Source organism: Paractinoplanes atraurantiacus (assembly GCF_900215205.1).
Lineage (GTDB): Bacteria > Actinomycetota > Actinomycetes > Mycobacteriales > Micromonosporaceae > Actinoplanes > Actinoplanes atraurantiacus.
This window is the reverse complement of sequence record NZ_OBDY01000031.1, coordinates 82,281-108,194: the sequence shown is the minus strand read 5'-3', so window position 1 is coordinate 108,194 and position 25,914 is coordinate 82,281. Positions and strand designations below refer to the sequence as shown.

The 25,914-nt window shown below is 71.5% G+C and carries 29 protein-coding genes and 1 pseudogene; 13 read left to right on the top strand and 17 right to left on the bottom strand.

The genetic code is table 11. The features are described from left to right. The first annotated feature begins 20 nt into the window (after positions 1–20). Positions 21–1,652: a methyl-accepting chemotaxis protein gene (locus CRP55_RS42830; protein ID WP_245923725.1), complete on the top strand. Its 1,632-nt coding sequence runs from the start codon at positions 21–23 to the stop codon at positions 1,650–1,652. Here CRP55_RS42830 and CRP55_RS42825 read toward each other — a convergent pair. Beyond that, a complete protein-coding gene (locus CRP55_RS42825) occupies positions 1,635–2,822 on the bottom strand; it encodes an RNA polymerase sigma factor (protein WP_097327751.1) in 1,188 nt (395 codons plus the stop codon). The two genes, CRP55_RS42830 and CRP55_RS42825, sit on opposite strands and share 18 nt — an antisense overlap. Further along, positions 2,819–3,160 carry a YciI family protein gene (locus CRP55_RS42820; RefSeq protein WP_097327783.1) on the bottom strand — a complete coding sequence of 114 codons (342 nt, stop codon included), beginning with the start codon at positions 3,158–3,160 and terminating at the stop codon, positions 2,819–2,821. Before CRP55_RS42820 ends, CRP55_RS42825 begins: the two co-directional genes overlap by 4 nt. A gap of 59 nt (positions 3,161–3,219) precedes the next feature. Here CRP55_RS42820 and CRP55_RS42815 point away from each other — a divergent pair, with 59 nt between their 5' ends. Then, complete coding sequence (locus CRP55_RS42815; RefSeq protein ID WP_097327750.1) at positions 3,220–3,645, top strand: hypothetical protein; 426 nt, start codon at positions 3,220–3,222, stop codon at positions 3,643–3,645. Between the two features lie 157 nt (positions 3,646–3,802). Continuing rightward, positions 3,803–3,997, top strand: coding sequence for a hypothetical protein (locus tag CRP55_RS42810; protein WP_097327749.1), 195 nt, complete (start codon positions 3,803–3,805; stop codon positions 3,995–3,997). Here the strand turns inward: CRP55_RS42810 and rox are convergent. The 6 genes and pseudogenes from rox to CRP55_RS42780 form a co-directional block, all read right to left on the bottom strand. Beyond that, positions 3,994–5,415, bottom strand: a complete 1,422-nt coding sequence (rox, locus tag CRP55_RS42805) for a rifampin monooxygenase (RefSeq protein WP_097327748.1) — start codon at positions 5,413–5,415, stop codon at positions 3,994–3,996. The genes CRP55_RS42810 and rox overlap by 4 nt on opposite strands. A 24-nt stretch (positions 5,416–5,439) precedes the next feature. Next, complete coding sequence (locus tag CRP55_RS42800) at positions 5,440–6,132, bottom strand: hypothetical protein (RefSeq protein ID WP_097327747.1); 693 nt, start codon at positions 6,130–6,132, stop codon at positions 5,440–5,442. Then, the gene (locus CRP55_RS42795; protein WP_097327746.1) at positions 6,129–6,650 is read right to left on the bottom strand and encodes a SigE family RNA polymerase sigma factor; all 522 of its coding nucleotides are present in this window, start codon (positions 6,648–6,650) and stop codon (positions 6,129–6,131) included. Before CRP55_RS42795 ends, CRP55_RS42800 begins: the two co-directional genes overlap by 4 nt. 67 nt (positions 6,651–6,717) lie before the next feature. After that, entirely contained in the window at positions 6,718–7,092 is a 375-nt protein-coding gene (locus CRP55_RS42790; protein WP_097327745.1) for a PH domain-containing protein, read from the bottom strand. A gap of 148 nt (positions 7,093–7,240) precedes the next feature. Beyond that, positions 7,241–7,675 (bottom strand): annotated as a pseudogene (locus tag CRP55_RS42785) (transposase); the annotation flags it as partial. 96 nt (positions 7,676–7,771) lie between these two features. Next, positions 7,772–8,725 (bottom strand): helix-turn-helix transcriptional regulator, encoded by a 954-nt coding sequence (locus CRP55_RS42780; RefSeq protein WP_097327782.1) that lies wholly within the window; start codon positions 8,723–8,725, stop codon positions 7,772–7,774. Positions 8,726–8,770: 45 nt separating this feature from the next. On the opposite strand from CRP55_RS42780, the gene CRP55_RS42775 reads away from it, so the two are divergent. Next, positions 8,771–9,433, top strand: coding sequence for an alpha/beta fold hydrolase (locus tag CRP55_RS42775; protein ID WP_438865849.1), 663 nt, complete (start codon positions 8,771–8,773; stop codon positions 9,431–9,433). 4 nt (positions 9,434–9,437) lie between these two features. After that, entirely contained in the window at positions 9,438–10,109 is a 672-nt protein-coding gene (locus CRP55_RS42770) for an HAD family hydrolase (RefSeq protein WP_097327743.1), read from the top strand. Here CRP55_RS42770 and CRP55_RS42765 read toward each other — a convergent pair. Continuing rightward, on the bottom strand, positions 10,060–10,365 hold the full coding sequence (locus CRP55_RS42765; protein WP_097327781.1) for a hypothetical protein: 306 nt from the start codon (positions 10,363–10,365) through the stop codon (positions 10,060–10,062). The genes CRP55_RS42770 and CRP55_RS42765 overlap by 50 nt on opposite strands. Positions 10,366–10,383: 18 nt before the next feature. Next, the gene (locus tag CRP55_RS42760) at positions 10,384–11,154 is read right to left on the bottom strand and encodes an alpha/beta fold hydrolase (protein WP_245923724.1); all 771 of its coding nucleotides are present in this window, start codon (positions 11,152–11,154) and stop codon (positions 10,384–10,386) included. Between the two features lie 24 nt (positions 11,155–11,178). On the opposite strand from CRP55_RS42760, the gene CRP55_RS42755 reads away from it, so the two are divergent. The 3 genes from CRP55_RS42755 to CRP55_RS42745 all read left to right on the top strand — a co-directional run bounded on the left by CRP55_RS42755 (position 11,179) and on the right by CRP55_RS42745 (position 12,727). Next, a complete protein-coding gene (locus CRP55_RS42755) occupies positions 11,179–11,541 on the top strand; it encodes a hypothetical protein (protein ID WP_097327741.1) in 363 nt (120 codons plus the stop codon). A gap of 114 nt (positions 11,542–11,655) precedes the next feature. After that, positions 11,656–11,880: a hypothetical protein gene (locus CRP55_RS42750; RefSeq protein WP_097327740.1), complete on the top strand. Its 225-nt coding sequence runs from the start codon at positions 11,656–11,658 to the stop codon at positions 11,878–11,880. Then, entirely contained in the window at positions 11,870–12,727 is an 858-nt protein-coding gene (locus tag CRP55_RS42745; RefSeq protein ID WP_097327739.1) for a sigma-70 family RNA polymerase sigma factor, read from the top strand. The genes CRP55_RS42750 and CRP55_RS42745 overlap by 11 nt, the downstream gene beginning before the upstream one ends. 134 nt (positions 12,728–12,861) lie before the next feature. Here CRP55_RS42745 and CRP55_RS42740 read toward each other — a convergent pair whose 3' ends face one another. Genes CRP55_RS42740 through CRP55_RS42730 form a run of 3 tightly spaced genes read right to left on the bottom strand, consistent with a single transcriptional unit; the run spans position 12,862 to position 15,376 of the window. After that, positions 12,862–14,022: an alkaline phosphatase PhoX gene (locus tag CRP55_RS42740; RefSeq protein WP_097327738.1), complete on the bottom strand. Its 1,161-nt coding sequence runs from the start codon at positions 14,020–14,022 to the stop codon at positions 12,862–12,864. Between the two features lie 51 nt (positions 14,023–14,073). After that, positions 14,074–14,688 carry a TetR/AcrR family transcriptional regulator gene (locus tag CRP55_RS42735; protein ID WP_097327737.1) on the bottom strand — a complete coding sequence of 205 codons (615 nt, stop codon included), beginning with the start codon at positions 14,686–14,688 and terminating at the stop codon, positions 14,074–14,076. Continuing rightward, the gene (locus tag CRP55_RS42730; RefSeq protein ID WP_179855587.1) at positions 14,663–15,376 is read right to left on the bottom strand and encodes an alpha/beta hydrolase; all 714 of its coding nucleotides are present in this window, start codon (positions 15,374–15,376) and stop codon (positions 14,663–14,665) included. Before CRP55_RS42730 ends, CRP55_RS42735 begins: the two co-directional genes overlap by 26 nt. A 96-nt stretch (positions 15,377–15,472) precedes the next feature. Here CRP55_RS42730 and CRP55_RS42725 point away from each other — a divergent pair, with 96 nt between their 5' ends. Both CRP55_RS42725 and CRP55_RS42720 read left to right on the top strand, forming a co-directional pair. After that, positions 15,473–16,381 carry a class I SAM-dependent methyltransferase gene (locus tag CRP55_RS42725; protein WP_097327735.1) on the top strand — a complete coding sequence of 303 codons (909 nt, stop codon included), beginning with the start codon at positions 15,473–15,475 and terminating at the stop codon, positions 16,379–16,381. Positions 16,382–16,525: 144 nt separating this feature from the next. After that, entirely contained in the window at positions 16,526–16,936 is a 411-nt protein-coding gene (locus CRP55_RS42720) for a hypothetical protein (protein WP_097327734.1), read from the top strand. Positions 16,937–17,010: 74 nt separating this feature from the next. Here the strand turns inward: CRP55_RS42720 and CRP55_RS42715 are convergent, their stop codons facing one another. Next, complete coding sequence (locus CRP55_RS42715; protein WP_097327733.1) at positions 17,011–17,736, bottom strand: maleylpyruvate isomerase family mycothiol-dependent enzyme; 726 nt, start codon at positions 17,734–17,736, stop codon at positions 17,011–17,013. Between the two features lie 50 nt (positions 17,737–17,786). On the opposite strand from CRP55_RS42715, the gene CRP55_RS42710 reads away from it, so the two are divergent. Further along, a complete protein-coding gene (locus CRP55_RS42710) occupies positions 17,787–18,365 on the top strand; it encodes a nucleotidyltransferase family protein (RefSeq protein ID WP_097327732.1) in 579 nt (192 codons plus the stop codon). Here CRP55_RS42710 and CRP55_RS42705 read toward each other — a convergent pair. Next, positions 18,304–19,023, bottom strand: a complete 720-nt coding sequence (locus CRP55_RS42705; protein WP_097327731.1) for an MIP/aquaporin family protein — start codon at positions 19,021–19,023, stop codon at positions 18,304–18,306. The two genes, CRP55_RS42710 and CRP55_RS42705, sit on opposite strands and share 62 nt — an antisense overlap. 57 nt (positions 19,024–19,080) lie before the next feature. Next, the gene (locus CRP55_RS42700) at positions 19,081–19,899 is read right to left on the bottom strand and encodes an alpha/beta fold hydrolase (protein WP_097327730.1); all 819 of its coding nucleotides are present in this window, start codon (positions 19,897–19,899) and stop codon (positions 19,081–19,083) included. Between the two features lie 151 nt (positions 19,900–20,050). On the opposite strand from CRP55_RS42700, the gene CRP55_RS42695 reads away from it, so the two are divergent. Next, a complete protein-coding gene (locus CRP55_RS42695) occupies positions 20,051–20,692 on the top strand; it encodes an alpha/beta fold hydrolase (RefSeq protein ID WP_097327729.1) in 642 nt (213 codons plus the stop codon). On the opposite strand, the gene CRP55_RS42690 is transcribed toward CRP55_RS42695, so the two are convergent. Further along, positions 20,665–22,932: a helix-turn-helix domain-containing protein gene (locus CRP55_RS42690; RefSeq protein WP_179855586.1), complete on the bottom strand. Its 2,268-nt coding sequence runs from the start codon at positions 22,930–22,932 to the stop codon at positions 20,665–20,667. The genes CRP55_RS42695 and CRP55_RS42690 overlap by 28 nt on opposite strands. Before the next feature lie 167 nt (positions 22,933–23,099). On the opposite strand from CRP55_RS42690, the gene CRP55_RS42685 reads away from it, so the two are divergent. Further along, positions 23,100–25,913, top strand: a complete 2,814-nt coding sequence (locus CRP55_RS42685; protein ID WP_179855585.1) for a helix-turn-helix transcriptional regulator — start codon at positions 23,100–23,102, stop codon at positions 25,911–25,913. Position 25,914: the final 1 nt, after the last annotated feature.

Genomic DNA, 25,914 nt, shown 5'->3' with positions numbered 1-25,914 from the left:
GATTCGCGATAGTGGGCAGAGTGAGCCTCCTGACCACGAACGAGCACGCCCCGGCCACGCGCAAGGGCTTCTCCTTCTCCGACCTCGGCGTCAGCGCGAAGGTGCTGATCGCGGTCGGTGTCGCCGCCCTGGTCGCCCTGGTCGTGGGCATCCTCGGCATCGTCGCGCTGAGCCAGGTCAACGACAAGGCCCAGCTGATCTCCAAGAGCAACATCGCCAGCATCAAGGCGGTGGGCCAGATCAGGGCCGCCATCAGCGCCACCCGCATCGACCTGTCGATGCAAGCTCTCTCCGTGACCGCTGCCACGACGCAGCAGTACACCGAGAGCTTCACGAAGGATCTCGAAGCCTTCAAGACCGCGATGGCCGCGTACCGCAACAGCATGCCGGCCGCCGATCCGGCGATAATCGACGAGCTCCAGTCGAACTGGGACGACTACGTCGACGTCGCGCAGAACAAGATGCTGCCGGCCGGCGACCGCAACGCGCTCGCCGAGTGGGCCAAGATCAGGGATGCCGAGGCCATCCCGATCATTGAGAAGGTCACCGCCAACACCACAGCGATGGACAAGGCGGAGACCGCCGACGCGACGAAGAACTCGGACGCCGCCAACACGGCCTACACGAGCAGCCGGACCTTCTCCCTCCTCACCCTCGTCGTCGGCCTCGCCGTCGCGCTGTTCATCGGCGCCTGGGTGGCGCGCAAGATCGTACAGTCGCTGGGGAAGGTGACAGTCGTCTGCGACGGCCTGGCCGACGGCGACCTCACCCGCACCACCGGCCTCGTCAGCCGCGACGAACCGGGCCGGATGGGCCGTTCGCTGGACGCCGCGATGGCCCGGCTGCGGACCACGGTGACCACCATCGAGAGCTCGGCCGCCTCCCTGGCCGGGGCCTCCGAGCGGCTGACCGGCACGTCGCAGAGCATCGCCTCGACGGCCGAGGAGACCTCGGCCCAGGCGCAGGCCGTGTCGGCCGCGGCCGAGCAGGTGTCGCGCAGCGTCGACACGGTGTCGGCCGGCAGCGAGGAGATGGGCGCGTCGATCCGGGAGATCTCGCAGAACGCGGCCGAGGCGGCCCGGGTCGCGGCCGAGGCGGTCAGCGTCACGGCCACCACGTCGGCCACCATGAACAAACTGGGTGACTCCTCGGCCGAGATCGGCAACGTCATCAAGACGATCACCTCGATCGCCGAGCAGACCAATCTGCTGGCGCTGAACGCCACCATCGAGGCCGCCCGGGCCGGTGACGCCGGCAAGGGCTTCGCGGTGGTCGCCTCCGAGGTCAAGGATCTCGCTCAGGAGACCGCGCGGGCCACCGAGGACATCTCGCGCCGGGTCGAGGCGATCCAGGCCGACACCAGCGGCGCGGTGGCCGCGATCGAGGAGATCTCGATCGTCATCGAGCGGATCAGCGAGTTCCAGACCACCATCGCGTCGGCGGTGGAGGAGCAGACCGCCACCACGGCCGAGATGAACCGCAGCGTCGCCGAGGCCGCGGGCGGCACCGGGGAGATCGCCGAGAACATCACCGGCGTCGCCGAGGCGGCCCGGCTGACCAGCCAGAGCGTCACCGAGACGCAGGAGGCCACGGCCGAGCTGGCCCGCATGTCGTCCGAGCTGCGCAGCGTGGTCTCAGCGTTCCGCGTCTGACCTCCGCCGCAAAAACCGCCTTTCACTCGCGTTCGCGGTGAGTTCCGCTGATTGGGTGTACGCCTGGGCCGCCTCCCGGCGACGGCCGCATCGGCCGAGCAGCTCGCCCCTGACGGCGTACCAGATGTGGTGTCCCTCCAAGCCTTTCAGACCCTCCACAATGGCCAGCGCCTCGTGCGGACCGTGCACCTCGGCGACCGCGACGGCCCGATGCAGCGCGACGACCGGGCCGGGGTCGAAGAGCGCCAGATGGTCGTAGAGCGCGAGGATCTGCGGCCAGTCGGTCTCGGCCGCGCTCCCGGCGTCCGCGTGCACCGCGTTGATCGCCGCCTGCAGCTGGTACGGGCCCGCGCGGTCGAGGCGCAGGCAGGCGCGCAGCAGTTCCCGCCCCTCGTCCAGCAGCCGCCGGTTCCAGCGGCTCCGGTCCTGGTCACCCAGGCGGATCAGGTCACCGTCGTCGGTGGTACGGGCGGGCCGGCGCGCCTCGACGAGCAGCATCAGGGCGAGCAGGCCCCGCACTTCGGGCTCGTCCGGCATGAGGCTCATCAGCACCCGGGTCAGCCGGATCGCCTCCGCGGTGAGGTCGTCGCGCGTGAGGTCGTCGCCGGTCCCGGCCGCGTACCCCTCATTGAAGATCAGATAGAGGACCGCCAGGACCGCGCCGAGCCGCCCCGGCAGTTCCTCGTCGCGCGGCACCCGATAGGGGATGCGGGCGTCGCGGATCTTGCCTTTGGCCCGGGACAGCCGCTGCGCCATCGTCGCCTCGGGCACCAGGAAGGCCCGGGCGATCTCGTTGGTGGTCAGCCCGCCGAGCAGCCGCAGGGTGAGCGCGACCCGGGACGCCGGTGCCAGCGCCGGATGGCAGCACGTGAAGATCAGCCGAATCAGATCGTCGCGTCGGTACGGTTCCTGGTCGCGCACGGCCTCCGCCTCCAAATCGGCCCGCCGGGCCTCGCGGCGCAGGCGGTCGATCGCCCGGTTGCGGGCCGTCGTGATGATCCAGCCGGCCGGCGCCGGCGGCACCCCGGTCTCGGGCCAGCGGCGCACGGCCACGGCGAACGCCTCCTGCACCGCCTCCTCGGCGACGTCGAGGTCGCCGAAGTGGCGGGTCAGGACGGCGACCGCCCGGCCGAACTCGGCCCGGAAGACCCGCTCGATCTCGTCGGTCATGCGACGGGGCGCACCTCGATGGCCAGCGGCGCCACGACCTTGGCCATGCGGCCGCCCCAGCCGAGCGCCTCGTCCAGGTCGGCCGCCTCGATGACGGTGAAGCCGCCGAGGTGCTCCTTGCCCTCGGTGAACGGCCCGTCGGTCAGCAGCGTCTCGCCGTCGCGGTCGCGGACCACTGTGGCCGACGACGGCGGGTGCAGCCCGACCGCGAAAACCCAGGCCCCGGCCGCGCGGAGGTCCTCGTTCAGCTTCTCCAGCTCGGCCATGATCGGGCCCAGCACCTCGGGCGGCGGCGGGTCGCCGTCGGGCTGGTAGACGCTCATCAGATACTGCGCCATCATTCCTCCTCGTTCTCGCTTCTCACTGCCTACACGAACGGAAAGGACGCGTTCTCGACATGTACGCGTTGTACGCCTGGGGCAACTTCATCAACGAGGCCGAGCTGGACCGTTTGCCCGCCTGGATCGATCCCGCCGTGCTGAGCGGCGAGCGGGCCGTGGTCGACGACAATCTGACCATCGCGGACGAGGGGCCGTTGCTGGTCGACGGGGCCGGAACCCTCTTCGAGGTCGACGGGGAGCTGGTCGAGGGACGTGCCCTGGCCGGTCGTGACCTGAGCGGCAGCCGATGGCGTGTCGCGCGCATCCGGGTGGCCACCGACGGTACCCGCGAGGACGCCCTGCGGATCACGGACGAGATCGAGGAGGTGGGCGACATCGACGTCGACACGGAGCCGGAGAACGACCCGCTGCTGGCCGGGCAGGCCGTCACCGTCTGGGCGGACGAGCACGGCCAGTGGGATCTGGCGCTGGTCAAGCTCTGAAAAACCGGTGGAATCGACCGGCGGCGCGCTGTTAGTGTCGCCGGGCACCTATCGGGAAAGGACAGTCCGTTGTACCGCATCAGCTGAGCTTTCACGCTTCTCGTCGTCCCGCGCTCCTTCGGCGTGCGCGGATCACCTCAGCAGATCGGTGCAATCCATGATCTTCCATCAGCTAGGGGACCTTCGCCTTCCGGCCCCGTACGACGTCCGGCCGTCGGCTCTCTTCCGGCAGCAGTCCGCCGAGCGGTCCCGATGGACCCGGCGACGCCGGCCGCTGACCCTGCCGCCGTGGAAGTTGGCGCAGGTCCGGCTCGACGCGCGACGGCTCACCCGCCGGGAGCGGCGAGCCTAGGGACCGAACCAGCGGGACAGCTGAGCGTCCAGGTCCCGCTGGTCGGCGCCGGCCCAGGCGACATGACCGTCGGGGCGCAGCAGGACGGCCGGGTGATCGACCTCGTCGCTGACATCGGCGACGTGGTCGACCCGGTCGGACCAGCCCCCGGCCGACAGGCCGCCGGTCTGGTCGAGCAGGAGGCCGCGGCCCGCGTGCTGAAGCTCGAAAAGGCGGCCGCTGTGCTTCAGGCGTACATCCCGCAATCGTCTCCCCACCAGATCAGGCCCGTCACCGAAGTCGTAGCGGACGCCGATCGCGGTGATCTTCGAGATCAGCCGCCGGTTCACCTCGTCGATGTCCATGAGATCGGACAACAGCCGGCGTACGGACTGCGGGCCCGGCCCGGCCGACATCAGCTCCATCTGGGCCCGGGTGTTGTCGAGCACGTCGACGGCGACCGGATGACGTTCCGACTCGTACGAGTCGAGCAGCTCCTGCGGCGCCCACCCGGCCACCGCGGCGGCCAGCTTCCAGCCCAGGTTGAAGGCGTCCTGAAGCCCGAGGTTGAGCCCCTGCCCGCCGGTCGGCGGATGAATGTGCGCGGCGTCCCCGGCCAGGAAGACCCGCCCGGCGCGGTAACGCTCGGCCAGCCGCGTCGCGTCACCGAACCGGGACAGCCAGCGCGGCGAGTGCACACCGAAGTCGGTGCCGGCGAAAGCCCGCAGCTGCTGCCGGAAGTCGTCGAGGGTGGGCGCGACGGCCCGATCCTCGGCCACACCGTCGGCCGGAACGACGACCCGGTAGGTCCCGTCACCGGCCGGCCCGAGCCCGAACCGCAGCTGCGTCTTGCGGACCTCGGCGACCACGGCCGCGATCTGATCGGCCGGCGCCGACGCCTCCATCTGCCCGAGCAGCGTCTCGTGCCGCGACGGCTCACCCGGAAAGCCGATCCCGAGCAGCTTGCGAACCGTGCTGCGGCCACCGTCGCATCCGGCCAGGAACTGCCCCTGCACCCGCGAGCCGTCGGCCAGCTCGGCCGTGACCCCGTAGTCGTCCTGGCTCAGCCCGGTCACCTCGGCCCCGCGCCGGATCTCGGCCCCGGCCCCGGCCGCGTGCTCGGCGAGAAGCCGCTCGACCACGGTCTGCGGAATGCCGAGAACATACGAATGAGCGGTGTCCAGCCCGTCGGGCCACTTCGTGCCGAGCCCCGCGAAGAACCCGCCGAGCCGGAACTGCTTGCCCCGCTGAAGAAAACGCTCGAGCAACCCGCGCTGATCCATGATCTCGATGCTGCGCACGTGAAGCCCCAGAGCCCGCACGTTCGGGGTCGGGGCGGGCTCCCGATCGAGCACGACCACCCCCACGCCGTGCAGCCGCAACTCACCGGCCAGCATCAGCCCCGTAGGCCCGGCCCCGACAACGATCACCTCGGTCACGAGAACCTCCCCGCTCCACCGTAGTCAGCCGCCGGCGGTGAGATCGGTCAAGGTGGCCGGGGGCTTGCCCTGGGTGAAGTCGAACCAGAAGATCGTCGCCCTCTCCGATTCGTCGAAGGCGCTCCAGGACGCCCGCTTCGCCTCCACGGTCTTGCCGGTGGTGGCGTCACGGGCGGTGATCCGGGCGGCGTCGCCCACGTAGTAGCCGAAGGTCGGCGTGGTGCGGCCCTCGACCAGGCGGCCGGCCTGAACCGCGTGGAAGCCGGGAGCCAGCCGGCCGGCACCCGGGTCGCTGCTCACGATCACCCGGTCGAAGTCGTCGATGGTGCCGGTCCGAGTGCGCCCCAGAACCAGGGTGAGCGTCGCGTCCAGATCGTTCGGGTCGACCGTCTCGGCGTAGATGATCCATCGCCGGCCCTCGGCCTGCCGGCCGGTCTCGACGATCGTGCCGACCACGCCGGGCGCCGCGGAGACACCGGCCGACGGGGCCGATACGCCGGACCCGGGCATCGGCCCGACCGGGCCACGGAGGCCGGCCAGTTGGCTGCCGCCGATCAGCAGGGCCGCCACGGTCAGCGCGGACGCACCGCCGACGGCGAGCCGGCGGCGACGGCGCATGCGGCCCCCGGCGGACATCACCTGCTGAAGGTCCAAGGGGGCGGGCTGGAAGTCGGGTGGTGAATGCATGGCGTCCTTCAGATCTTCCAGCTGCGTCACAGTCCGGCACCTGCTTCCGTCTCGGTTCGTAGCGGTGGCACGAGGCCGGCCGTGATGCGCAGCTTCGCCAAGGCGCGCGAGTTGAGGGCCTTCACCGTGCCCGCGGGCAGGCCCAGCTCGCGGGCCACCTCGGCCTCACTGGCGTCGAAGAAGTGCCGCAGCACGATCACCGCCCGTTCCCGCGGTGACAATGCCTGCAGGACACCGATCAGCCAGCGCCGCTTCGACACGACGTCGGCCACGTCCTGCGGAGCCTGCTGCTCCGGCATGGTCTCGGTCGCGTACTCCCGCATCGGGCGGCGCCACTGGTCGGTGACCAGGTTGGCGAGCACCGTGCGGGCGTACGCGTAGGGATCCTTGCGGCTGATCCGCCCCCAGGCGGCGTACACCCGGACCAGCGTGGCCTGAGCCGCCTCCTCGGCCTGGTGCTGGTCGCCGGTGAGCAGGTAGGCCGCCCGTTGCAGCCGCGAGGAACTCGCCTGGGCGAACGCGATGAACTCGTCGTCACCGCGTGCCATCTGAGGCCTCTCGTCGTTTCATGAGCACCAAGACGAGCGAAGGTCACGTTCGGTTGCACGGATCCGATCAGAGAACGTACGAGGCGATCATCTGGCCGAGCTGGCGGATGTCGGCGTTGGCCTTGAACTCGAGGCGGACCTTGCCCAGGCCGCTGAACCACAGGTCGAGCTCGGCGTCCCGGTCGAAGTTACCGGCGGTCTCGATGGAGAAGGCCTGGATCTTGTTGTACGGCAGCGAGGTGTAATCGACCTTCTTGCCGGTCATGCCTTGAACGTTGGCCGCGATCAAGCGCTTGTTGGTGAACGTCACGAAGTCGCGCGTGGTCCGGAACGCGGCGACCAGATGCTCACCAGGGATGAGCAACGGCGCGACCTGCGGGTGGACCGTGGCGGGGTCGCAGGGGTTGAGCTTGAACACGGAAGGGCTGGAGAAGTCGATCACCGCTTCACGGTAACGCCCGCGTGCTTCGGACCTGAGCGGCGACCGCTGGGCGCCCGACTGGACTGGCGCCAGGTTCGGCCTCTTAGACGATCAAGGCCACCGGGTACCAGCGTCTGTCACCGTCAGGCTCGAGGGTGGCAAAGCCCTATTAGTGTCGTGAGTCGTTGATGCGGGTGCAGTAGCGCTTGATGGATTCGAGGATCTGGTCGGCGGTTTTTGTCCAGACGTAGGGTCGGGGGTCGTCGTTCCAGGTCTGGATCCAGGTCCGGATGTCTTTGTTGAGGTCGCGGACGTTGCGGTGGGTGCCGCGTTGCAGTTTCTTGGTGGTCGGTTCACCGAACCAGCGCTCGACGAGGTTGAGCCAGGAACTGCTGGTCGCGGTGTTGTGCAGGACGAAGCGTGGGTGCGCGGCCAGCCAGCGTTTGATGGCCGGGGTTTTGTGGGTTGAGGCGTTGTCCAGCACCACGTGGACGTCGAGGTCGGCCGGGACTTCACGGTCGAGGGTCACCAGGAACTTCTTGAACTCGATCGCCCGGTGCCGGGCATGCAACGAGCCGATGACCTTGCCGGTGGCCAGATCGAGAGTTCTCGCTCGTCGTCAGTGAGCACGATCGGCACCGCAGTCGGGCTAGGCATGCCACCCACGTACCCACTGCCGACGATTCAACGACTCAGGACACTAGCGCAGGGCGGCTGTGAAGCGGGCGGCCACGGCGGCTACCGCGGCTCTCAGCTCGGGGCCGCCCTCGACGGTGAAGTCGATGGGGACCGCGGCCAGCCACTCCTGGGCGTACATCTCGGTGTTCGTCGTCGTGCCGTTGAGGATGCAGCGGTCGCCGTCCGGTTCCAGGCGGCCCATGGGTGGGCGGATCCACGGGGCCACCTTTTCCAGCGGGGCGTGGAAGACCACCCGGGTCGTGTATTTCCAGCCGGCGCCCAGGTTCTGCTCCAGCGAGGCGACCGGGTCGAGGTCGCCGGGTGGGGTGAACGTGTGCGGGAGGCGTTCGACGGCGCGGATGCGGTCGATGCGGTACGTGCGGATGGCGTCCGCCCGGTGGGAGTGGCACAGCAGGTACCAGCGCCCGAAGCGGACGACCACCGCCCACGGGTCGACCTCGGCGTCCCACGCGTCGCCGCGTTCGGAGCGGTAGGTGACCAGCACCCGGTGGCGGTCGGCGGAGGCCGCCACCAGCGCGCTCGTGGTGGCCGGGTCGGGGCGGGCCGCGTGCCGGTCGGGGGCGGCCGACGCGTACGCCCGCAAGGCCGCCGCCTGGCGGCCGATGCTGTCGGGCAGGGCGCGGATGACCTTGCTGAGGGCGGCGCCGACCAGGTCGTCGGCGTCGATGGCGGCCGGGTGGCCGTCGAGGACGGCCATGACCAGGCCGAGCGCCTGATCCTCGGTGAAGACGACCGGGGGCAGCCGGGTGCCGCGGCCCAGGCGATATCCGCCGTACGGGCCGCGGGCGGACTGGACCGGGATGCCGGCCTCGCGCAGGATGCCGACGTAGCGCCGGGCCGCCCGCTCGGTGACGCCGAGATGGGCCGCGAGCTGCTCGGCCGTGGTGCCGGGGCGTGCCTGCAGCAGCTCCAGGGTGCGCAGGGCCCGCGCGGTGGGGCTCGATCCGTCCGGCACATCGAGCACGCTACCGGAAGCCGATCGTCCGGAATAGGCCGTAGGTTGCGGGCCATGACAATCGTTCTCCTGGGTGGCCTGTGGCTGGACGGTTCGGCGTGGCGCGAGGTCGTGCCCGAGTTCGAGCGGCGGGGGCGCGCCTCTGTCCCCGTACCACCAAAGGGCCTGACTTTGACCGATCAGATCGACGCCGTGCTCGCGGCCGTGGACGCGGCGCCCGGCAAAGCGGTCGTCGTGGGTCACTCCGCGGCGTGCACGCTCGCCTGGATCGCGGCCGACCGACGGCCGGAAAAGGTCGCCAAGGTGGCCCTGATCGGCGGCTTCCCGACCGAGGACGGGAAGCCGTATGCGGACTTCTTCGAGGTCAAGGACGGCGTGATGCCGTTCCCGGGATGGGAGCCCTTCGAGGGGCCCGACGCCCAGGACCTCGACGATCGCGCCCGCAAGGACTTCGAAGCGGCGGCGGTCGCGGTCCCGGAAGGAGTAGCCCGGGGCACCGTACGGCTGACCGACGAGCGCCGCTTCGACGTGCCGGTCGTGCTCGTCTGCCCGGAGTTCAGCCCCGCGCAGGCCCGCGAGTGGGTCGAGGCCGGCGACGTGCCCGAGCTGGCCCGGGTGAAACACCTCGACTATGTCGACATCGACTCGGGGCACTGGCCGATGTTCACCCGGCCGCGCGAGCTGGCGGAGATCCTCACGGCACTATGAGGCGGTGACGATCGACGCGCTCATCTTCGACTTCGACGGCCTGCTGATGGACACCGAGACGACCCTGCTGGAGAGCTGGCGTCACGAGTGGCGCCAGCACGGGCTCGAACTCACCGAACAGGGGTTCTTCGCCGACCACGGCGGCGACGTCAACGAACAGAGGTACGCGGCGCTGGCGGCGGCCGTCGGAGCCGGATACGACCGCGCGGCCAGTCATGCCCGCCGCACCGCGTACCGCCTCACCCTGAATCAGAAGCTCGAGCCGGCGCCGGGCATCCGGCAATGGTTCGCGGAGGCCGCCGAGCTCGGGTTGCGGCTGGCGGTGGCCAGCAGCTCGCACGAGAACCACGTGCGCGGCCTGCTGGAACGGGCCGGGCTGGCCGCCGACATCGACGTGCTGGCCTGCGGCAACGAGGTCGCGGCCCACAAGCCGGATCCGGCGGTCTACCTGCTGGCTCTCGCCCGGCTGGGCACTGAGCGGGCGGTCGCCTTCGAGGACACCCCGCACGGCGTCGCGGCCGCGCAGGCGGCAGGCCTGCCCTGCGTCGCGATCCCGAACCCGTACGTGCCCCGGTCCCGCTTCCCGGCGGCGGACCTGATCCTGCCGAGCGCGGCGGCGGCCCGCCTCAGCGAGGTGCTTTCCGGTCTGCCAGGACGTACGACGCCGCGGCCGTGACCGCCGAGACGGCCAGCACCGAAGGCCACGCCCCGATCCGCTTGGCCAGCGGATGCGACAGCCCGAACGCCCCCACATAGGTGGCGGCCAGCCCCGCCGTCACGGCCGGGCTGGTGCGGCGCACCCACTCCCGCCCGGCCAGCACACCACCGGCGGCCAGAACGGCGCCGCCGAGCGGACGGACACCGGTGCTGCGGGCGATCTGCCACCCGCCGATCAGGGAGGCCGCGGTGACCGCGGCGGTGGGGACGCGCATGATCCGACCGTACACGCGTCAGCTGAGCCACTCGTAGATCTCGGAGTAGGTGCCGGGCCCCGGCAGATGCCCCCCGGTGTAGACGTGCCCCTGCGCGCCCGGCACGGTGGTGAGCATCCACTCGGCGTTCTCCGGCGGCACGACCTGATCGTCGGTCCCCCGCCACACACCGACCGGCACGGCGATCCGCGCCGCGTCGAACCCCCACGGCCGCGCGAAGGCGAGACTGTCGTCCACCCACCCGTCCATGCTGTCGACGAAGGTGGCCCGGATCCGCGCCATGGCCGCCGGATCGTCACGCGCCGGCGTTCCCGGCTCCCACGGCATCTCGGGCCCGCCCGCCTCGATCTGCCCCAGGATGTGCGCCGCACTCTCGGCCTGCCGCTCCCGCAGCTCCGACTCGCCGGTGGACGACTCGCGCGGTTTGATGCCGGACAGCACCGCGCAGCGCGTCACCCTCTCCCCCAGCAACGCGGCGGTGGCCAGCGCATGCGGCCCACCGCCGGAGCCACCAAAGACGGCAAACCTTTCCCAGTCGTACGCGTCGGCGAGCGCCCGAACATCCGCCGCCGCATCGGCCACGGTCCGCCCCGGCTGCCGCGTGGACCCGCCGTACCCCGGCCGGTCATAGACGAGAAAGCAAAGCTTGCTCCGCTCCATGCCCGCGGCCAGGCTGGGCCGCTTCCACCGGCTGCTGGGCGACCCGTTGTGAAAGACGGTGGGCAGGCCGTCCTCCGGCCCGTAAAAGCAATACCGTAGGACACGTCCGTCCGGGAGCGTCAGCTTCATGCCGACCATCCAACCAGGAGCCCCATGAGACCAGGCGAAGTGTGGCGCTCAACCCTGGACCCGGCGTGGCCGGTGGTCCTGCTCGCCGACGACCTGACCGCCATCCAGGTCGTAGCCCCCGCGACCGAGGCCCAGAAGCGCGGCTACACCCTGCTGTCCCCAGCGGAGGCGGAACACAGTCACCCCACCGGCTTGGCCGGCATCGAGGTCCCGCTCGGCCTCTCCCCGGCCGGGGTGATCAGAGTGGCGCTCCCCCACCCGAACCACATCTTCTGCACGTGGCAGGTCACGTTGACCCCGGATTCCTTGACCGAGTATGTCTGCATCCTCCCACCGGAAACGTTCAGCCAGGTCAAGCTAGCCCTGCGCCTATCCGGCACCACCTGACACGGACGGGTGAGGTGCGAAGAAAGTCGGTTCCGATGTGTAACTCGACAGGCTGCTGATGACCTAAGGAGGTACGAGCCGCGCCGAGCGGATCACGACCACCTGGAGTTCCTCATGATCGATCCGCTGATCGCGCTGGCGGCGCCCGTCGTCTACAGCGTATGGCGCCTGGCCGCCGCCCACGCCGAAGCGACCGTGCTGCGCGCCCGCGCCGAGGTCGTCCGTGCCGGAGCGGGCCTGCCGCCGGGCACCGAGATCTCCGGTAACGGCAAGGACGACGCGCGCTGGCGGATCAGCATCCCGGCCGGCGACCTGCCCGGCACCGGCGATGACCGCTGAGGCTCTGTCGCTGGGTGCGCCGGCCGAGACCGGCGACCTGGCGGCATTCTGGTCGGACTACGCTCCGGCGCTGCGCCGGCGTACCCACTACCTGCTCACCCGCTTCGCGATTCCGGCCTGCCGTCTCGACCCGGACGACATTCTGCAAAGCGTCTACGAGCAGCTCCTCGTCAACTGGGGCGAGATCCGTCAGCCGCGCGCCTACGCGAGGTCCCGGGCCGAGGTCGCCGTCCTCGAGGCCTTACGCGCCGAACAACGCCTCGGCCCGTCCCTCGACAGCCTGCTCAGTCAAGGCATCGAGATGCGCGACCGTGCGCTCGGCGCGGACGAATCCCTGATCATGGCCGAGGAGGAGGCCCGGGTCACCGCCATGCTCGCGCCGGCCATGGACGAGCTGAGCCCTCAGCAGCGCCGCGCGGTGGAACTCTGCGACGAACAGGGACGCACCCGCGTCGAGGCCGCCTCGGAGATGGGCATCAGACCGGGCACGGTGAGCCTTCACCACGCGCGGGCCATGACCAAGCTCCGCGCGGCGATGCTCGGCCCGGCCCTGGCCGTCCTCATCGTCGGCGGCACGGTCGGCGCCGTGATCGCGCTGATCGGCGCCCGTCTCCAGGACTACGTCGTGGTGGGCCTGTTCACCGCCGCCGCCTTCGCCCCCAAGGCGCTCGCCCGGCTGCACGGCCGGCGAAACCGCCGTCCGAGCAGGGCGGTGGTGAGCGCGCGGTCCCACCAGCGCCGCGAAAACCGCCCGACCAGTGCCCTGCTCAACGCCGTCGACCTGCACGTCATGGTCTTCCTGCTCGCGCTGTCGGCCCTCAAGCTCCTGACGTCCTGCCTGATGTGAGCGGCAGCGTTTCAAACGGAGGACCTCGGCATCGGCGCCATGGTCACGCCTGTTCCCGCCGCTCCTGTGCGAGGAGGCGCCGCGCTCGTGTTGTGGCGGCTCGGCGAGCGCGGCGCCCCCGCGGCGCAGGTCGGTCAGCGGCGGAACGGGCCCGTGACGCAGTAGGTGATGCCGCCCGACGATGAGCCTGTGGTGCCTCTCTGGGAGGAGAAGTAGAGGCGGTCGCCGGCCGGGGTGAAGGCCGGGCCGGTGATCTCGGAGCTGCTCTGGCCCGTGATGCGCAGGAACGGGGAGATCTTGTCGTCGGGGGTGATCAGGCAGATCTCCATGTTGCCGCCGTCCTCGGCGATGTACAGGTCGCCGTAGGAAGAGCCCGTCACGTTGTCGACTCCGGACAGTGGGGCCGTGCCGGGGCTGACCAGGTTGTCGTCGTAGGCCAGCTCGTACGTGCCGGCCGCCAGGTTCACCTGCCAGACCCGGTTGTCGCCCTTCGTGGTGAACCAGACCGTGTTGTCGGCGTAGTGGCAGCCTTCGCCGCCGTTGAAGGTCTTGGCGCCGGAGACCTGCGAGCGGGTCACCGTCGGCGAGCCGTCCGGGTCGGGGACGTTCGCCCACGTGAAGGTGCCGGACGTGCCCGAGCCGGCCACGAAGACCTGCAGGACGCCGGCGGACAGGTCGCCCCAGACGGTGGGCACGAAGCGGTAGAACTTGCCGTCCGGCTCGTCCTCGGTCAAATACACGACCTTGCGTACGGGATCGGCCGCGGCCGCCTCGTGCTTGAAGCGGCCCATCGCCGGGCGGACAACGGCACTGCCACCCAGGGGGTACGTCTCGTAGACGCGCCCGAGCGAGACTTCCTCACACGACAGCCACGTGTTCCAGGGTGTCTTGCCCCCGGCGCAGTTCTGATTCGTACCACCAAGAATCCTGGAAGCCCCTGTGACGACACCGCTCGAGTTGAAGACGATGCGGGAGGCGCCGCCGCCCGCCGACGAGGAGACCTCGGAGTTGGAGACGTAGATCCAGCCGCTGCCGTTGGGGATGACCGCGCCGCCGTCGGGTGCGTCGTGCCAGACGTACGACGTGCCCGGCACCGCCTGCCGTGACCGGGCCACGACCGCGCTGGTGAAGCCGGCCGGAAGTTGAATGCCGCGGGCGTCCGCGGCCTGAAGCGGGCCGTACGGCCCGGTGGCGTTCTGTGCCGGTGCGCCGTACGCCGCCGACCACGCCGTGAAGGGCAGCGCCACCGCGCCCGCACCGACCACCGTCGCACGCAACATCGTTCGTCGATCCATGGCCACATTCAGCCGGACGCGCCTGACGGAGAACCAAGAAAGAGATGAACTTCAATTGGACGTACGGCGGAAAGCCCCGTACCACCAAATCCTTGCCAGCTCCCGCGCGAACGCGCCGTCGCCCGAGCCGTCGTCGACCTCGATGTGGCGGGCGATGGCCTGTGCGCCGCCCCAGACGATGACCCGGCTCGCCGCCGCCGCGTCCACATCGGAGCTGGTCAGCCCGGCCGCCTGCTGATCGAGCAGCGCTTGCAGCACCACCTCGTCGAAGCCCTCCAGGTCGGCCGTGTAGAAGCCGCGCACGGTCGCGTCGTAGACGGCGACCTCGCGCAGCGCCGCGAGCACCGGCGCTTTCGACCGGTGCAGCGCGATCACGTCGGTGAAGAACCTCGCGTACCCGTCCGCGCTCTCGGGGCGCCAGTTCTGCGCCAGGTCGAGCGACCTCCGCCGTACGTCATCGGTCAATCGCAGCACCAGATCGGTCTTGTCCTTGAAATGCGCATAGAAGGTGGCCCGCGAGACTCCGGCCTCGGTGAGGACGCGCTGCACCGGAAGCTCGGTGAAGCGCTCGCCGCGCCCGAGCAGGCGCTCGGTCGCGGCGAGGATGCGGGCCTCGGTGTCGCTCGGACCGGCGGGCGGCTTAGCGCGGCGCGTGGTCGAGGCCATCGATCTCGGCGAGAAGGTCGGCGAACTCGGCCGGATGCGACCAGAAAGGCGCGTGGTTGCCGGGCACCCGGTAGGTCCGGTCGGCCCGCTTGGCCAGCCGCTCGGCGACGGTGCCGGTCAGCGAGATGTCGTCGTCCGGGATGACGTAGCTGTTGGGGACCTCGCGCCAGCCGGCCCGGGTGACCGTCTCGAAGTCACCGCGCACACTCTGCGGCACGAGGCGCGCGATCGCCGCGGCCGTCGCCGGGTTGCCCGGGTCGCCGTCGTAGAAGGCGAGCGGCAGGTTCAGGTCGGGGTTGGCCGCCGGCCGCAGCCCTTCCAGCGACTCCGGGCGCGGCACACCGTGGGTGCCGAACATGCTTTCCCCCACTTCCAGCATGTACGCCGCCACGAAGACGACATGCACAACGTTCGAGTCACCCGCGACCGCCTCGGTGACCGGCACTCCCGCGTACGAATGTGCCACCACGATAACCGGCCCGTCGATCGTGGCGAGGGCCTCCCGGACGACACGCGCGTCGTCGTACATCCCCGGGTACGGCTCGCCGCCATCCGGGTCGGTCACCGCGCTCGGCAGCGTGACGGTCCGGCTGAGGATGCCTCGCTTGCCGAGCTCGGCCCGGAGCGGCTCCCACACCCATTCGCCGTGGTGGCCACCGTGCACGAGAAGAAAAGTCGAATTGCTCATGCGCCGACCATACGTCGTGTCCATACACGGTGTTCAGTGTTGATCCTCACCAATAATCGAATGAACTTCGGCGCGCGCTGTCGCTACGTTGCCGGGGTGATCTATCAGCATCCGCTCGCCTACACCCTCGGCCTGGAGGGCGCCGCGCTGCTGCGCGCCTTCGCCGGCGACTACGACCGCGACTTTGCTGAGGCCCGCATCCGGGAGATCCGGCGCCTACTGGACGATCCCGCGCTGAACGAGGAAGGGGTCACCGCGGAGCGGGTCGACACCATCAGTGGCTATCAGGTCTGGTCCGCCACCTACGACCAGCCGGGCAACGGCCTGTTCGCCATCGAGGAGCCCATCGTCCACGACATCCTCGGCTCCGTGCCGCCCGGCGTGGCCCTGGACGCGGCCTGCGGCACCGGCCGCTACACCGGATATCTGGCCGCTCAGGGCCACCAGGTCATCGGCGTCGACAGCTCCCCGGACATGCTGGCCCGAGCCCGCGATCGCGTCCCCGCCGCCGACCTGAGGCAGGGCGACCTGCACGACCTGCCGGTTCCCGACGGCCACGTCGACATCGTCGTGTGCGCGCTGGCCCTGACCCATCTGACCGACCTGACCCCACCGATCACCGAGTTCGCCCGGGTCCTGCGCCCCGGCGGCCATCTGGTCATCACCGACGTCCACCACGAACTGGTCGCCCTGGGCTCGGTGCCCCGCATCCGTTCCACCGACGGCGATCCCGGCCTGCTGCCGGCGTACCGCCATCGCCCGAGCGACTACCTGCGCGCCGCCCTGCCCCTGGGCCTTCAGGTCCAGCGGTGCGAGGAGCCTCGCATGACCGGCGACGCCAACCGCGACATGCCCGAGAAGATCACGACCGGCCCATGGGACCTCTGGCCGTGGTCCTTGCAGGACATCGTCCCGGCCGCCACCGGGGCCGCCTGGAACGGCACCCCCAGCCAGATCATCTGGCACTTCCGAAAGCCGGCACCGCTCCACGCGACGCAGTGGTGAACACCGGAAAGATCGCGCGGCAAATCCTGATAAAGGATAGACAGGCATGATCGACAGCGATTAGCGTGTGCCGATCTCAGCCGGCCCGCCGTGGCCCGGCGGGGAGTCTTTCCTTCCTTTTTGCGCGACACGAGGGGATTCACCATGCGCAGAAACGTTCGCCGCCTGCTTTCCGGGCTGGCCGCCACCGCGACCGCCGTCGGGCTGGCCACCACTTTGGGTGCGACACCGGCCCTGGCTCAGTCGGACGGCAGTGCCTACACCAAAGCCTGGATCTCCAAGGGATATGTGGCCCACGCGGGATACGTGTACTTCACTGCCCTGGGCGAGAAGTTCACCCTGTTCGACAGCGACGCGGACGGCGCCGGCGTCTCGGTTCAGTACTACGTCAACGGCGCCTACAGGGAAGAGCTGTACCTGGGCTCCGGCAACGGCACGGACAAGACTTTCGACCGCTCGTTCGCCGAGGGCGCCGCGATCCGCTTCCGGGTCTGCCTCATCGACAACGACGTGATCCAGGAGACGACCTGCGCCTGGGGCAGCGGCGTCGCCTGATCGCTCCACCCACGTGGCCGCCTTCCAGCAAGGAGGGCGGCCACCGCTCCCCGACTTCCTCGACCGGGTGCCGGCTAAGCGGACGGGTCCCAGGCGATCAGCTGGTCGAAGATGGTGCTGTCGCCGTTGAGTTTGGCGGTGGTTACCGGGAGGCGGCCGTAGAGGATCAGTTCCAGGTCGCTGGCCGCGGCGGTGGCGGTGGCGGAGGCTGAGGCGGGGCCCGAGGCGGGCAGGCGTTCGGCTCGGGCCCCGTCGGTGGACAGGTGCAGGCGCCAGCCCGGGCCCTCCGTGGTCTGGTAGTCGACCGTGGCCGGGGTGTGCGGCCACGGGCTTGTGGTGGCGCAGCAGGTGAGCAGGAAGTCCTCGATGCCGTCGAGGGCCACGGCCGTGGGCAGGGGCTGCGGGGCGCCGATGGTGAGCTGGGCGTCGTACGTGTGGACCGCGATCTCCTGGACCTGGTGGCGGGCCGCGGCGCCGGCCGTCAGCGGGGACTGGGAATCCTCCCACCAGCCCCAGCAGCCGCGGTCGGGGCCGGCCTCCCTTAGCGCCTCGAGCAGCTGCTGGGTCGCCTCGGTGAGGTCGGCCGGCTCCGACGGCTGGGGTGGGGGCGCGTCGGCCGGGCCGGCGGCGATGATCGACGCCCATTTGCGGCGGCCGTTCGCCAGGTGGGTCACCAGGTCGGCCAAGGTCCAGCCGGGGCAGGTCGGCACCGGGGCGTCGAGGGTGGGTGCCGCGGCGACGGCCGTGCGGAACGCGGTCGCGCGCTCGTCGATCAGGCGCAGAAGATCAGGGAAGTCCACGAGGGGTGTCTACCATCAGGGCCGGGCGGCGGGGAAGCGAATATAGGTGCATGTACGGACGTCTCCCGCTGCACGAGCAGCTCGCCGCTCTCCGAACCGTGCTCTCCCGCAACGAGGTGCTCCTGGGGGTGCTCGAGGAGGCCGCGAAGGTGAACCCGCCGAACTGGTATGTGACGGCGGGCTGTCTGTTCCAGACGGTGTGGAACGTCGTCACCGACCGGCCGCCGGCCGAGGGCATCAAGGACTACGACGTCTTCTACTTCGACGACAGTGATCTGTCCTACGAGGCGGAGGACCGGGTCATCAAGGCGTTCGACAATGATCAAGTCGAGGTGCGCAACGAAGCCCGGGTTCATCTTTGGTACGAGGAGAAGTTCGGGGTGCCGTGCCCGCCGTACGAGTCGTGCGAGGCCGCCATCGACTCGTTCGCGGCCACGACGTGTTGTCTCGGGGTGCGGCTGGAGCCGGACGGGCAGTGGCGCGTCTACGCGCCGCACGGGCTTTCCGACGTGTTCGGTCTCGTCGTGCGGCCCAATCCCGTCCTGGCCCCGCGCCACGTGTACGAGGCTAAGACCGAGCGGTGGCGTCGGCAGTGGCCAGGATTGGTGGTGCTTGAGTGGCCGGCATGAGCGACCACAGCAGAGCTCCGGCGATGCCGCCGAGCAGCGGGCCGATGAGGTACGCCCACCAGTCGGTCAGTTGGCCGGCGATGAGCATCGGGCCGAGGGCGCGGGCCGGGTTGACGCCGGCGCCGGTGATCGGGCCGCTGATCAGGATGGCCACGCCCAGGGCGGTGCCGATGGCCAGGGCGGCGCCCACCCGGGGAATCGTGCGGTCGGTGGCCACGGCGACGATCACCAGGACCAGGATGAAGGTCACGAGCGCCTCGACGAGCAGGACGCGCGGACCGCTCACCCCCGTTGCCGGAGCGGTCGCGCCCAGGGCGCCGTTGGTGCGTGAGCCTTCGACGCCCCATGCCGCCAGCGCGGCCAGGACGGCGCCGGCGAACTGGGCCGCCACGTAGAGCGGCACGTGCCGCCATGGGAAGCGGCCGGTGACCGCGAGCGCGACCGTGACCGCCGGGTTGAAGTGGGCGCCGCTGACCGGGCCGAAGGCGGCCACGCCGATCAGCAGGGCCGCCGTGCCCGCGAACGGGACGACGGGGAACGGCAGGAGGATCGCCGTGGTGATGATGCCGAGCACGAGGATGAACGTGCCGGCGAGCTCGGCCACCGCGGAATGGAGAAGGGCCGCGCCGATGCGGTGCCCGTGGAGACCGGTAGCCAATGCAGACCTCCGAGGAAGGGAAGCGCCGGCGGCCGGGACGGCCGCCGGCGTGACGGCTCAGCTCTGCCAGAACTCCAGCAGGTCCTTGTCGAGCTCCTGCTGGTACGCGCCGGCGATGCCGTGCGGGGCGCCCGGGTAGACCTTCAGGGTGCCGTTCTTGACCAGCTTGATGGTCTTCTCGGCGGCGGCCGCGATCGGCACGATCTGGTCGTCGCCGCCGTGGGCGATGAAGATCGGGACGTCGAGGGCCTTGAGGTCCTCGGTGAAGTCGGTCTCCGAGAAGGCCTTGATGCAGTCGTACGCGCCCTTGAGGCTCATCTGCATGCCGAGGCGCCAGAACTGGTCGCGCTGGCCCTGCGAGATGCCGGATCCCTTGTTGATGCCGAAGAACGCCTCGGACAGGTCCTTGAAGAACTGTGAGCGGTCGGCCAGCACATTGGCGCGCAGACCGTCGAACACCTCGATCGGGGTGCCCTCGGGGTTGGTCTCCGACTTCACCATGACGGGCGGCACCGCACCGGCCGTGGCGATCTTCGCCACCCGGCCCGCGCCGTGCTGGGCGGCGAAGCGCACGACCTCGCCACCGCCGGTGGAGTGGCCGACCAGGATGATGTCCTTGAGGTTGAGCGCGTCGACCAGCTCGGCCAGGTCGGCCGCGTAGGTGTCCATGTCGTTGCCGAGCCAGCTCTGTGAGGAGCGGCCGTGCCCGCGGCGGTCGTGGGCGATGGCCCGGAACCCGTTGTCGGCGGCGAGCCTCAGCTCGACGTCCCAGGCGTCCGAGTTGAGCGGCCAGCCGTGGCTGAAGATGATCGGCTGTCCGGTACCCCAGTCCTTGTAGAAGATCTCGGTACCGTCGGTCGTGGTGATGTATGGCATGCAGCAGAGACTTCTGCGCGATGGCCCCTGCTGCATCGGTCAATTGACTGCCTGTGCGTGCACAGCCGTCGTCCGACCGATGACGGGCGACTAGATCAATCTTCGTGCAAACTTCCTGGCGTGGCGGCGATCGAGGCCGTCAAATTGACCGGTGCCGTATGTGCGGAACCGCCTCTACTACAGCGACGAGGGCTCGGGGAGCCCGGTCGTGCTGGTGGGTGCGGGCTGGGAGGAACAGGCGCGGGCGCTGCGCGCCGCGGGTCACCGGGTCATCGGCTTCGACCGCCGGTCCGGGCTTTCTTCGCCGTACGGCGTCGAGGTGCTCGCCGAGGATCTGGACGCGCTGCTGGAGCAGCTCGACCTGACCGGGTGCGTGCTGGCCGGCTCGTCGGCCGGCGCCGGGGATGTGGTGCGCTATCTCGAGAAACACGGTTCCGGGCGGGTACGCAAGGTGGTACTGGCCGCCGGGGTCACCCCGTTTTTGATGCGCACGGACGGCAACCCGGACGGCGTCGACGAGGCCGACCTGGCCGGCATCGAGGGCCGGGCCGAGCACGGCTTCGGTGACGCCGGGCGGGTGGACTTCCGCGCCGGCCTGATCCGGCTCGACGTGCCGGTGCTGCTGCTGCACGGCGACGAGGACGCGCTGCTGCCGATCGACGCGACCGCGCACCGGCTGCCCGACCTGGTGGCCGACCTGCGCTACGAGGTGATCCCGGGCGGCCCGCACGATCTGGGGCGGGCCGAGCCGGATCTGGTCAACCGTTACATGCTGGAGTTCTGCGCGTCGTAGGCGGCGAGGATCGACTCGACCTCGGTCAGGCGGTCGCGCAGCGCGCCGGGACGGGGCTCGGTGTTGCCGTTGCGTTCGAGCAGAACCCGTACGGCCGCAAGCTCTTCCCGGGCCTGGTCCATCCGGCCGAGCCGGGCGAAGACCAGGGCGCGCTGCGACCGCGCGGTCATCAGCCGCTCCAGCGAGTGCTCGAGGCGCTCGGCTGCGGCGACCGACTCGTCGACGCGGCGCAGCGCCTGCGGCCACCGCTCGGCCGCGATCTCGATGTTGGCCAGGAACGAGCGGGACACCGTCTCGATGAACAGCGCGATGTGGGCCGGCGGCGCGGTCGCCGGGTCGGTGACCGCCTCGATCACCTGCTCGTAGAGCGGGATCGCCTCGTCGGCCGGCCCGCGGCCCTGCACGGCCAGCGCGCACAGGGTGAGGCCGTTGGGCAGGCCCTCGCGGTCGTTCACCGCCCGGAACCCGGCGACCGCCTCCCGGGCGTGCGTGAGGACGTCGTCCCAGCGCCGGAGTCGGCTCAGCGCCCAGCCGATGTAGTAGTGGGCCCACGCGATCTGCTTCCGGTCGCCGGAACGGGTCGCGTGGTCGAGGGCTTCACGGGCGCGTTCCAGGGCGATCTCCGGCTGGCCCAGGCAGACGATGTGCACCCAGGCCAGATAGCCGAGGTGGATCGCGGTGAGCCGGTCGTCGCCGAGCTTGCGGGCGGCGCCGGCGGACAGACTGAAGACGTCGAGCCAGTGCGGCCAGTTGGCCCAGCCGTCGGAGAACCAGTGCAGCGAGTCGGCCACCTCGACGACGCGCTGGTCCTGTCCGGCCGCGGCCGCCGACTGCAGGGCGGGAAGCCAGTTCTCGGCCTCACGGCGCAGCCAGTCGCCGGCCTCGGCCCCGGTGGTGAACGGGCAGCCGGCCGGGGCGACCTGTCCGGGCTCGAAGAACAGCCCGGCCCGCATGGCCGTGTCGAGCAGCCAGTCGTCGCGGCGGCGCACGGCGGCGGCCCGGTCGGCGGCGCCCTCCTCACGTTCGAGCTCGCCCTGGGCGTACAACCGCAAGAGGTCGTGGAACTCGAGGCGGCCGTCGGGCCGCTGCTGGAGCAGGCTCAGCTCGATCAGCTCGTCGAGCGCGTCCTCGGTCACCGCGATCGGCTCCTGCGCCAGCACGCTCGCCAGCTCGACACCGGCCGACGGGCCCGGCACCAGTGCGAGCCGGCGGAAAAGGCGGCGGGCCACACCCGAGAGCTGCTGGTACGACAGGTTGAACGCGGCCTTGACCTGAAGGTCGCCCGCGGCGAGGGCGTCGAGGCGGCGCTCCTGCGCGGCCAGGCGGGCGATCAGGTCGCCCGGTGTCCAGCCGGGGCGGCTGAGCAGCCGGTTGCCGGCGATGCGCAGCGCCAGCGGCACCCGGACGCAGAGCTCGGCGATGCGCCGCAGGCTGTCGCGGGAGGCCTGCGGGTCGTCGAGGATGGCGCCGAGCAGGGCCACGGCGTCGGTCTCGCTGAGCGCGTCGAGCCGCAGGCGGCGTACGCCCTCGAGCCCGCTCAGGGCCCGGCGGCTGGTGACCAGGACCACCGCCGGGCCGTGCGGCGGCAGGACCGGGCGCACCTGGGCCTCACCGATGGCGTTGTCGAGCACGACGACCAGGCGCCGGTCGCGGCTCAGCGTCTGCCACAGCGCGGCCGCCTCGTCCAGGTCGCGGGGCACGGCGTGCTGCTCGGGGCTGAGCGCGCGGATCAGCTTGCCGAGCACGGCGGCCGGGGTGAGCGGCTTGTCGTCGAGGCCGCGCAGGTCGACGAACAGGTGCTGCTCGGCCGGCCAGGCCTGGGCCGCCTGCACGGCCAGCGAGGTCTTGCCGACGCCGGGCGGGCCGCTGACGACCACGACCGGCGCCGGTGCGGCCGCGCTCGACCCGGCCGTCCACCGGGCGATGCGGGCCAGCTCGGCCTCACGGCCGGTGAAGTCGCTGACCCGCCGGGGCAGCGGCAGCCCGGCGACCGGGGCCGGGCTGACCCGGCCGGCGCGGGCCGCGGCGAGCAGCCGGTCGCGTTCCTCCCGGCCGAGCCGCAGGCCGTCGGCGATCGCCTCGATCGTGCGCGTCCGCGGGCTGCGGCTGACGCCGCGCTCCATGTCGCTGATCCCCCGGTCGCTGACGCCGGAGGCGTCGGCGAGCTGTTCGAGAGTGAGGTCGGCGGCGAGCCGTAACCGGCGCAGCAGTGCGCCGAACGGGACGTCGTCGTCCGTCATCTTGTGCATCCCCCCAGGTCATATCCGGGTCACAGCCTTGCACGCAGGTCGTTCTTCGTCCTTTCTTCGTGGTGCACGGCTCACTTCCGATGATCGAATATGGTGCCGGCGGAGCCCGCCCGGCTGGTTTTCGTACTGATTTCTGGCGATCAAGGGGGATGCGAGCAGTGAGCTCGACGACGTTGTACGGGCGTGCCCGGGAACGGGCCGACCTCACCGCCTTCGTCGAGTCGGCCGCGACCCGGCCGATGTCCATGGTGCTGCTCGGCGAGGCCGGCATCGGCAAGACCGCGCTGCTGCGCGCGGCGGCCGGTATCGCCCGCGAGCGCGGCTTCCGGGTCCTGCCGCTCGACCGCGGCCTGCTGCGCGAGCTGGCCACGCCCCGGCTCGACCCGGCCCTCCGGTCGTGGGCGCGCGGCGAGCCCACCGACGAGGCCGCCCTGCTCACGGCGATCCTGACCGGGCTCGACCGGCTGACCGAGAACGCGCCGGCCCTGCTGATCCTCGACCGCGCGGACCGGGCCGAACAGGCCCTGCTGCGGCTGCTCACCCTGGTCACCCGGCACGCCTGCACCGAGCGGGCGGCGCTGCTGCTGGCCGCCCGCGGATCGGAGCCGCCGGCCGGGCTGGGCGCCGAGATCCCCCGCTTCCGGGTGGGGCCGCTGACCGACCGGGCCGCGGCCCGGCTGCTGAACACCCGGCCCGAGAGGGCGGCCGGTATGCCGCGCCGGCTGGTCCTGCGCCGGGCCGGCGGCAACCCGCTCGCGCTGACCAGCGACGTGCCGCCGCGCGAGTTCCAGGAGAAGCTGGCCGGCCTGCCCGCCACCACGCTGCGGCTGCTGCGGTTCGCGGCGCTGGCCGACGAGGCCGAGCCGATCAGCTCGGTCAACCGGGCCGCGGGCGGCGACGACGGGCTGCGCGACTGGGAGCCGGCCGAACAGGCGGGCCTGGTCACGCTGACCGGCGGGCGGGTCCGCTTCGAGCATCCGCTGATCCGGGTGGCGGCGGCGACCGGGCCGGCCCGGGCCGCGCACGGCTCCCTGGCCGGGCACACCGACGAACCGTATGCCCGGGCGCTGCACGCGGCGCTGGCCTCCGGGGAGACCGACGAGGTGGTGGCGGCGGCGCTGGAGGAGAGCGCGGCCGCGGTGGGCCGGCGGGCCGACTTCCTGGCCGAGGGGCGGGCGCTGCGGATGGCGGCCGAGCACAGCCCGCGGCCGGCCGACGCGGCCCGGCGGCTGGCCAAGGCGGCGGTCGCGGCATATAGGGCCGGGGAGCCGGCGTACGCGATCGAGCTGCACCGCCGGGTGGTCGCGCTGACCGACGACCCGGACGTGCTGGGTGTGGCCTGCGTCGGGGCCGGGCTGGCGCTGGTGCACCAGGCGCGCTTCGCCGAGGCGTACGAGACCGCTCGCGGCGCGGTGGAGGGCCGGCCGGCCGACGGGCAGGTGGCCATGAGCAACGTGGCCGTCGCGGCCAACGCCGCGGTGCTGTCGGGCGACGCCGAACACCGCGCGGGGCTGCCGGCCCTGCTGGATCTCGTCGTGGACGGCACCGGGGGCGTGCTCGGCGAGGCCATCATGCCCGGCGCGGCGAACCCGGCCACCCGGGCCTCGGTGCTGGCGGTAGCGGATTCGGCGGGCGGCCGCGGCGAATCGAGCGGGCACGGCGGGCCGGGCGAGCCGGCGGGCGGGCCGGGCGAGCTGTCAGGCGGGCCGGGCGAGCTGGCAGGCGGGCCGGGCGAGCTGGCAGGCGGGCCGGGTGGGCTGGCAGGCGGGCCGGGCGAGCCGGCGGGTGGGCCGGGCGAGCTGGCGGGTGGGCCGGGCGAGCTGGGCCGGGTGGGACGATCGGGTGGGCTGGCCGTCGGGGCTGAGCCGCTCAACGGGCTGGCGGAGATCGCTCGGCTGCTCGCGACCAGCACGGTCGCCTGGCTCACGGACGACTCCGTGCGGGCGGCGGCCGAGCTGTCGGCGCTGTGGCAGGCGCAGAAGGCGTACGGGGCGCCGGGCGCGCTGGCCGGGCGGATCCCGATGATGATCCTCGCCATGATCGACTGTGGGCGGTGGCAGGACGCCGACGAGGCGATCGAGGAGTCGGCGACGCTGGCCGAGGTGGGCAACCTGACGTTGCTGCTGCGCTCGCTGCCCGGCCTGCGCGGCATCCTGGCCGCCGTGCGCCAGGACGGTGGCACGCCACCGGCGCTGCCGGCCCGCCCGGCCGGCGACCCGTTCAGCGAGAGCCTGCGCCGGCGGGCCGCGGGCCTGGCCGCGCTGTCGGCCGGGGACTACGACGCCGCGTACACCCAATTCCGTTCGATGTTCGACGCGGCCGGCGAGCCGGTGCACTTCCTGCTCGGGCCGCGCTCCCTGCCGCAGCTGGCCGTCGCCGCCGGTGGTTCGAGCCGCCGCGCGCGGGCCAAGGCACAGGCCCGGCAGATCTTCAACGGCTGCCGTGCCCGGGCCGGCGCGTCGCCCTCGCCGCGGATGGCCATGTTGCTCGCGCACGCAGCCGCCCTGCTCGACGACACCGAGGGCGCCGAGGAGCAGTTCCGGGCCGCGCTGGCCGACCCCGACCGGGCGCTGCACTGGCCCCTGGAGCGGGCCGAGGCACAGGTCAACTTCGGCATCTGGCTGCGGCGGCAGCGCCGGGTGCCGGAGGCGCGGCCGCATCTGCTGGCCGCGCTCGACACGTTCACCCGGCTCGGCGCGCGGGCCCACGCCGAGCAGGCCCGCAAATATCTGCCCGGCAACGCCGACGCCGACCGCAGCGGCACCGCCGACGCGTTCGCCGCGCTGACCGCGCAGAAGCAGATGATCGCCCGGCTGGCCGCCGACGGCATGACCAACCGCGAGATCGCCCAGCGGCTGGTGCTGTCGCCGCGCACGGTCGGCTCGCACCTCTACGACATCTATCCGCAGCTCGGCGTCGGCAACCGGCACCAGCTGCGCGAGCTGCTGGGCAGCACGAGCACGGAGGGCTGAA

Coding starts and splice junctions, on each gene's coding strand:
- CRP55_RS42720 (WP_097327734.1), top strand. CDS start 16,526: ATGCGCAGAAACGTTCGCCGCCTGCTTTCCGGGCTGGCCGCCACCGCG.
- CRP55_RS42730 (WP_179855587.1), bottom strand. CDS start 15,376: ATGAGCAATTCGACTTTTCTTCTCGTGCACGGTGGCCACCACGGCGAA.
- CRP55_RS42815 (WP_097327750.1), top strand. CDS start 3,220: ATGTACGCGTTGTACGCCTGGGGCAACTTCATCAACGAGGCCGAGCTG.
- CRP55_RS42700 (WP_097327730.1), bottom strand. CDS start 19,899: ATGCCATACATCACCACGACCGACGGTACCGAGATCTTCTACAAGGAC.
- CRP55_RS42810 (WP_097327749.1), top strand. CDS start 3,803: ATGATCTTCCATCAGCTAGGGGACCTTCGCCTTCCGGCCCCGTACGAC.
- CRP55_RS42735 (WP_097327737.1), bottom strand. CDS start 14,688: ATGGCCTCGACCACGCGCCGCGCTAAGCCGCCCGCCGGTCCGAGCGAC.
- CRP55_RS42750 (WP_097327740.1), top strand. CDS start 11,656: ATGATCGATCCGCTGATCGCGCTGGCGGCGCCCGTCGTCTACAGCGTA.
- CRP55_RS42740 (WP_097327738.1), bottom strand. CDS start 14,022: ATGGATCGACGAACGATGTTGCGTGCGACGGTGGTCGGTGCGGGCGCG.
- CRP55_RS42765 (WP_097327781.1), bottom strand. CDS start 10,365: ATGCGCGTCCCCACCGCCGCGGTCACCGCGGCCTCCCTGATCGGCGGG.
- CRP55_RS42795 (WP_097327746.1), bottom strand. CDS start 6,650: ATGGCACGCGGTGACGACGAGTTCATCGCGTTCGCCCAGGCGAGTTCC.
- CRP55_RS42755 (WP_097327741.1), top strand. CDS start 11,179: ATGAGACCAGGCGAAGTGTGGCGCTCAACCCTGGACCCGGCGTGGCCG.
- CRP55_RS42690 (WP_179855586.1), bottom strand. CDS start 22,932: ATGACGGACGACGACGTCCCGTTCGGCGCACTGCTGCGCCGGTTACGG.
- CRP55_RS42760 (WP_245923724.1), bottom strand. CDS start 11,154: ATGAAGCTGACGCTCCCGGACGGACGTGTCCTACGGTATTGCTTTTAC.
- CRP55_RS42745 (WP_097327739.1), top strand. CDS start 11,870: ATGACCGCTGAGGCTCTGTCGCTGGGTGCGCCGGCCGAGACCGGCGAC.
- CRP55_RS42825 (WP_097327751.1), bottom strand. CDS start 2,822: ATGACCGACGAGATCGAGCGGGTCTTCCGGGCCGAGTTCGGCCGGGCG.
- CRP55_RS42710 (WP_097327732.1), top strand. CDS start 17,787: ATGTACGGACGTCTCCCGCTGCACGAGCAGCTCGCCGCTCTCCGAACC.
- CRP55_RS42820 (WP_097327783.1), bottom strand. CDS start 3,160: ATGGCGCAGTATCTGATGAGCGTCTACCAGCCCGACGGCGACCCGCCG.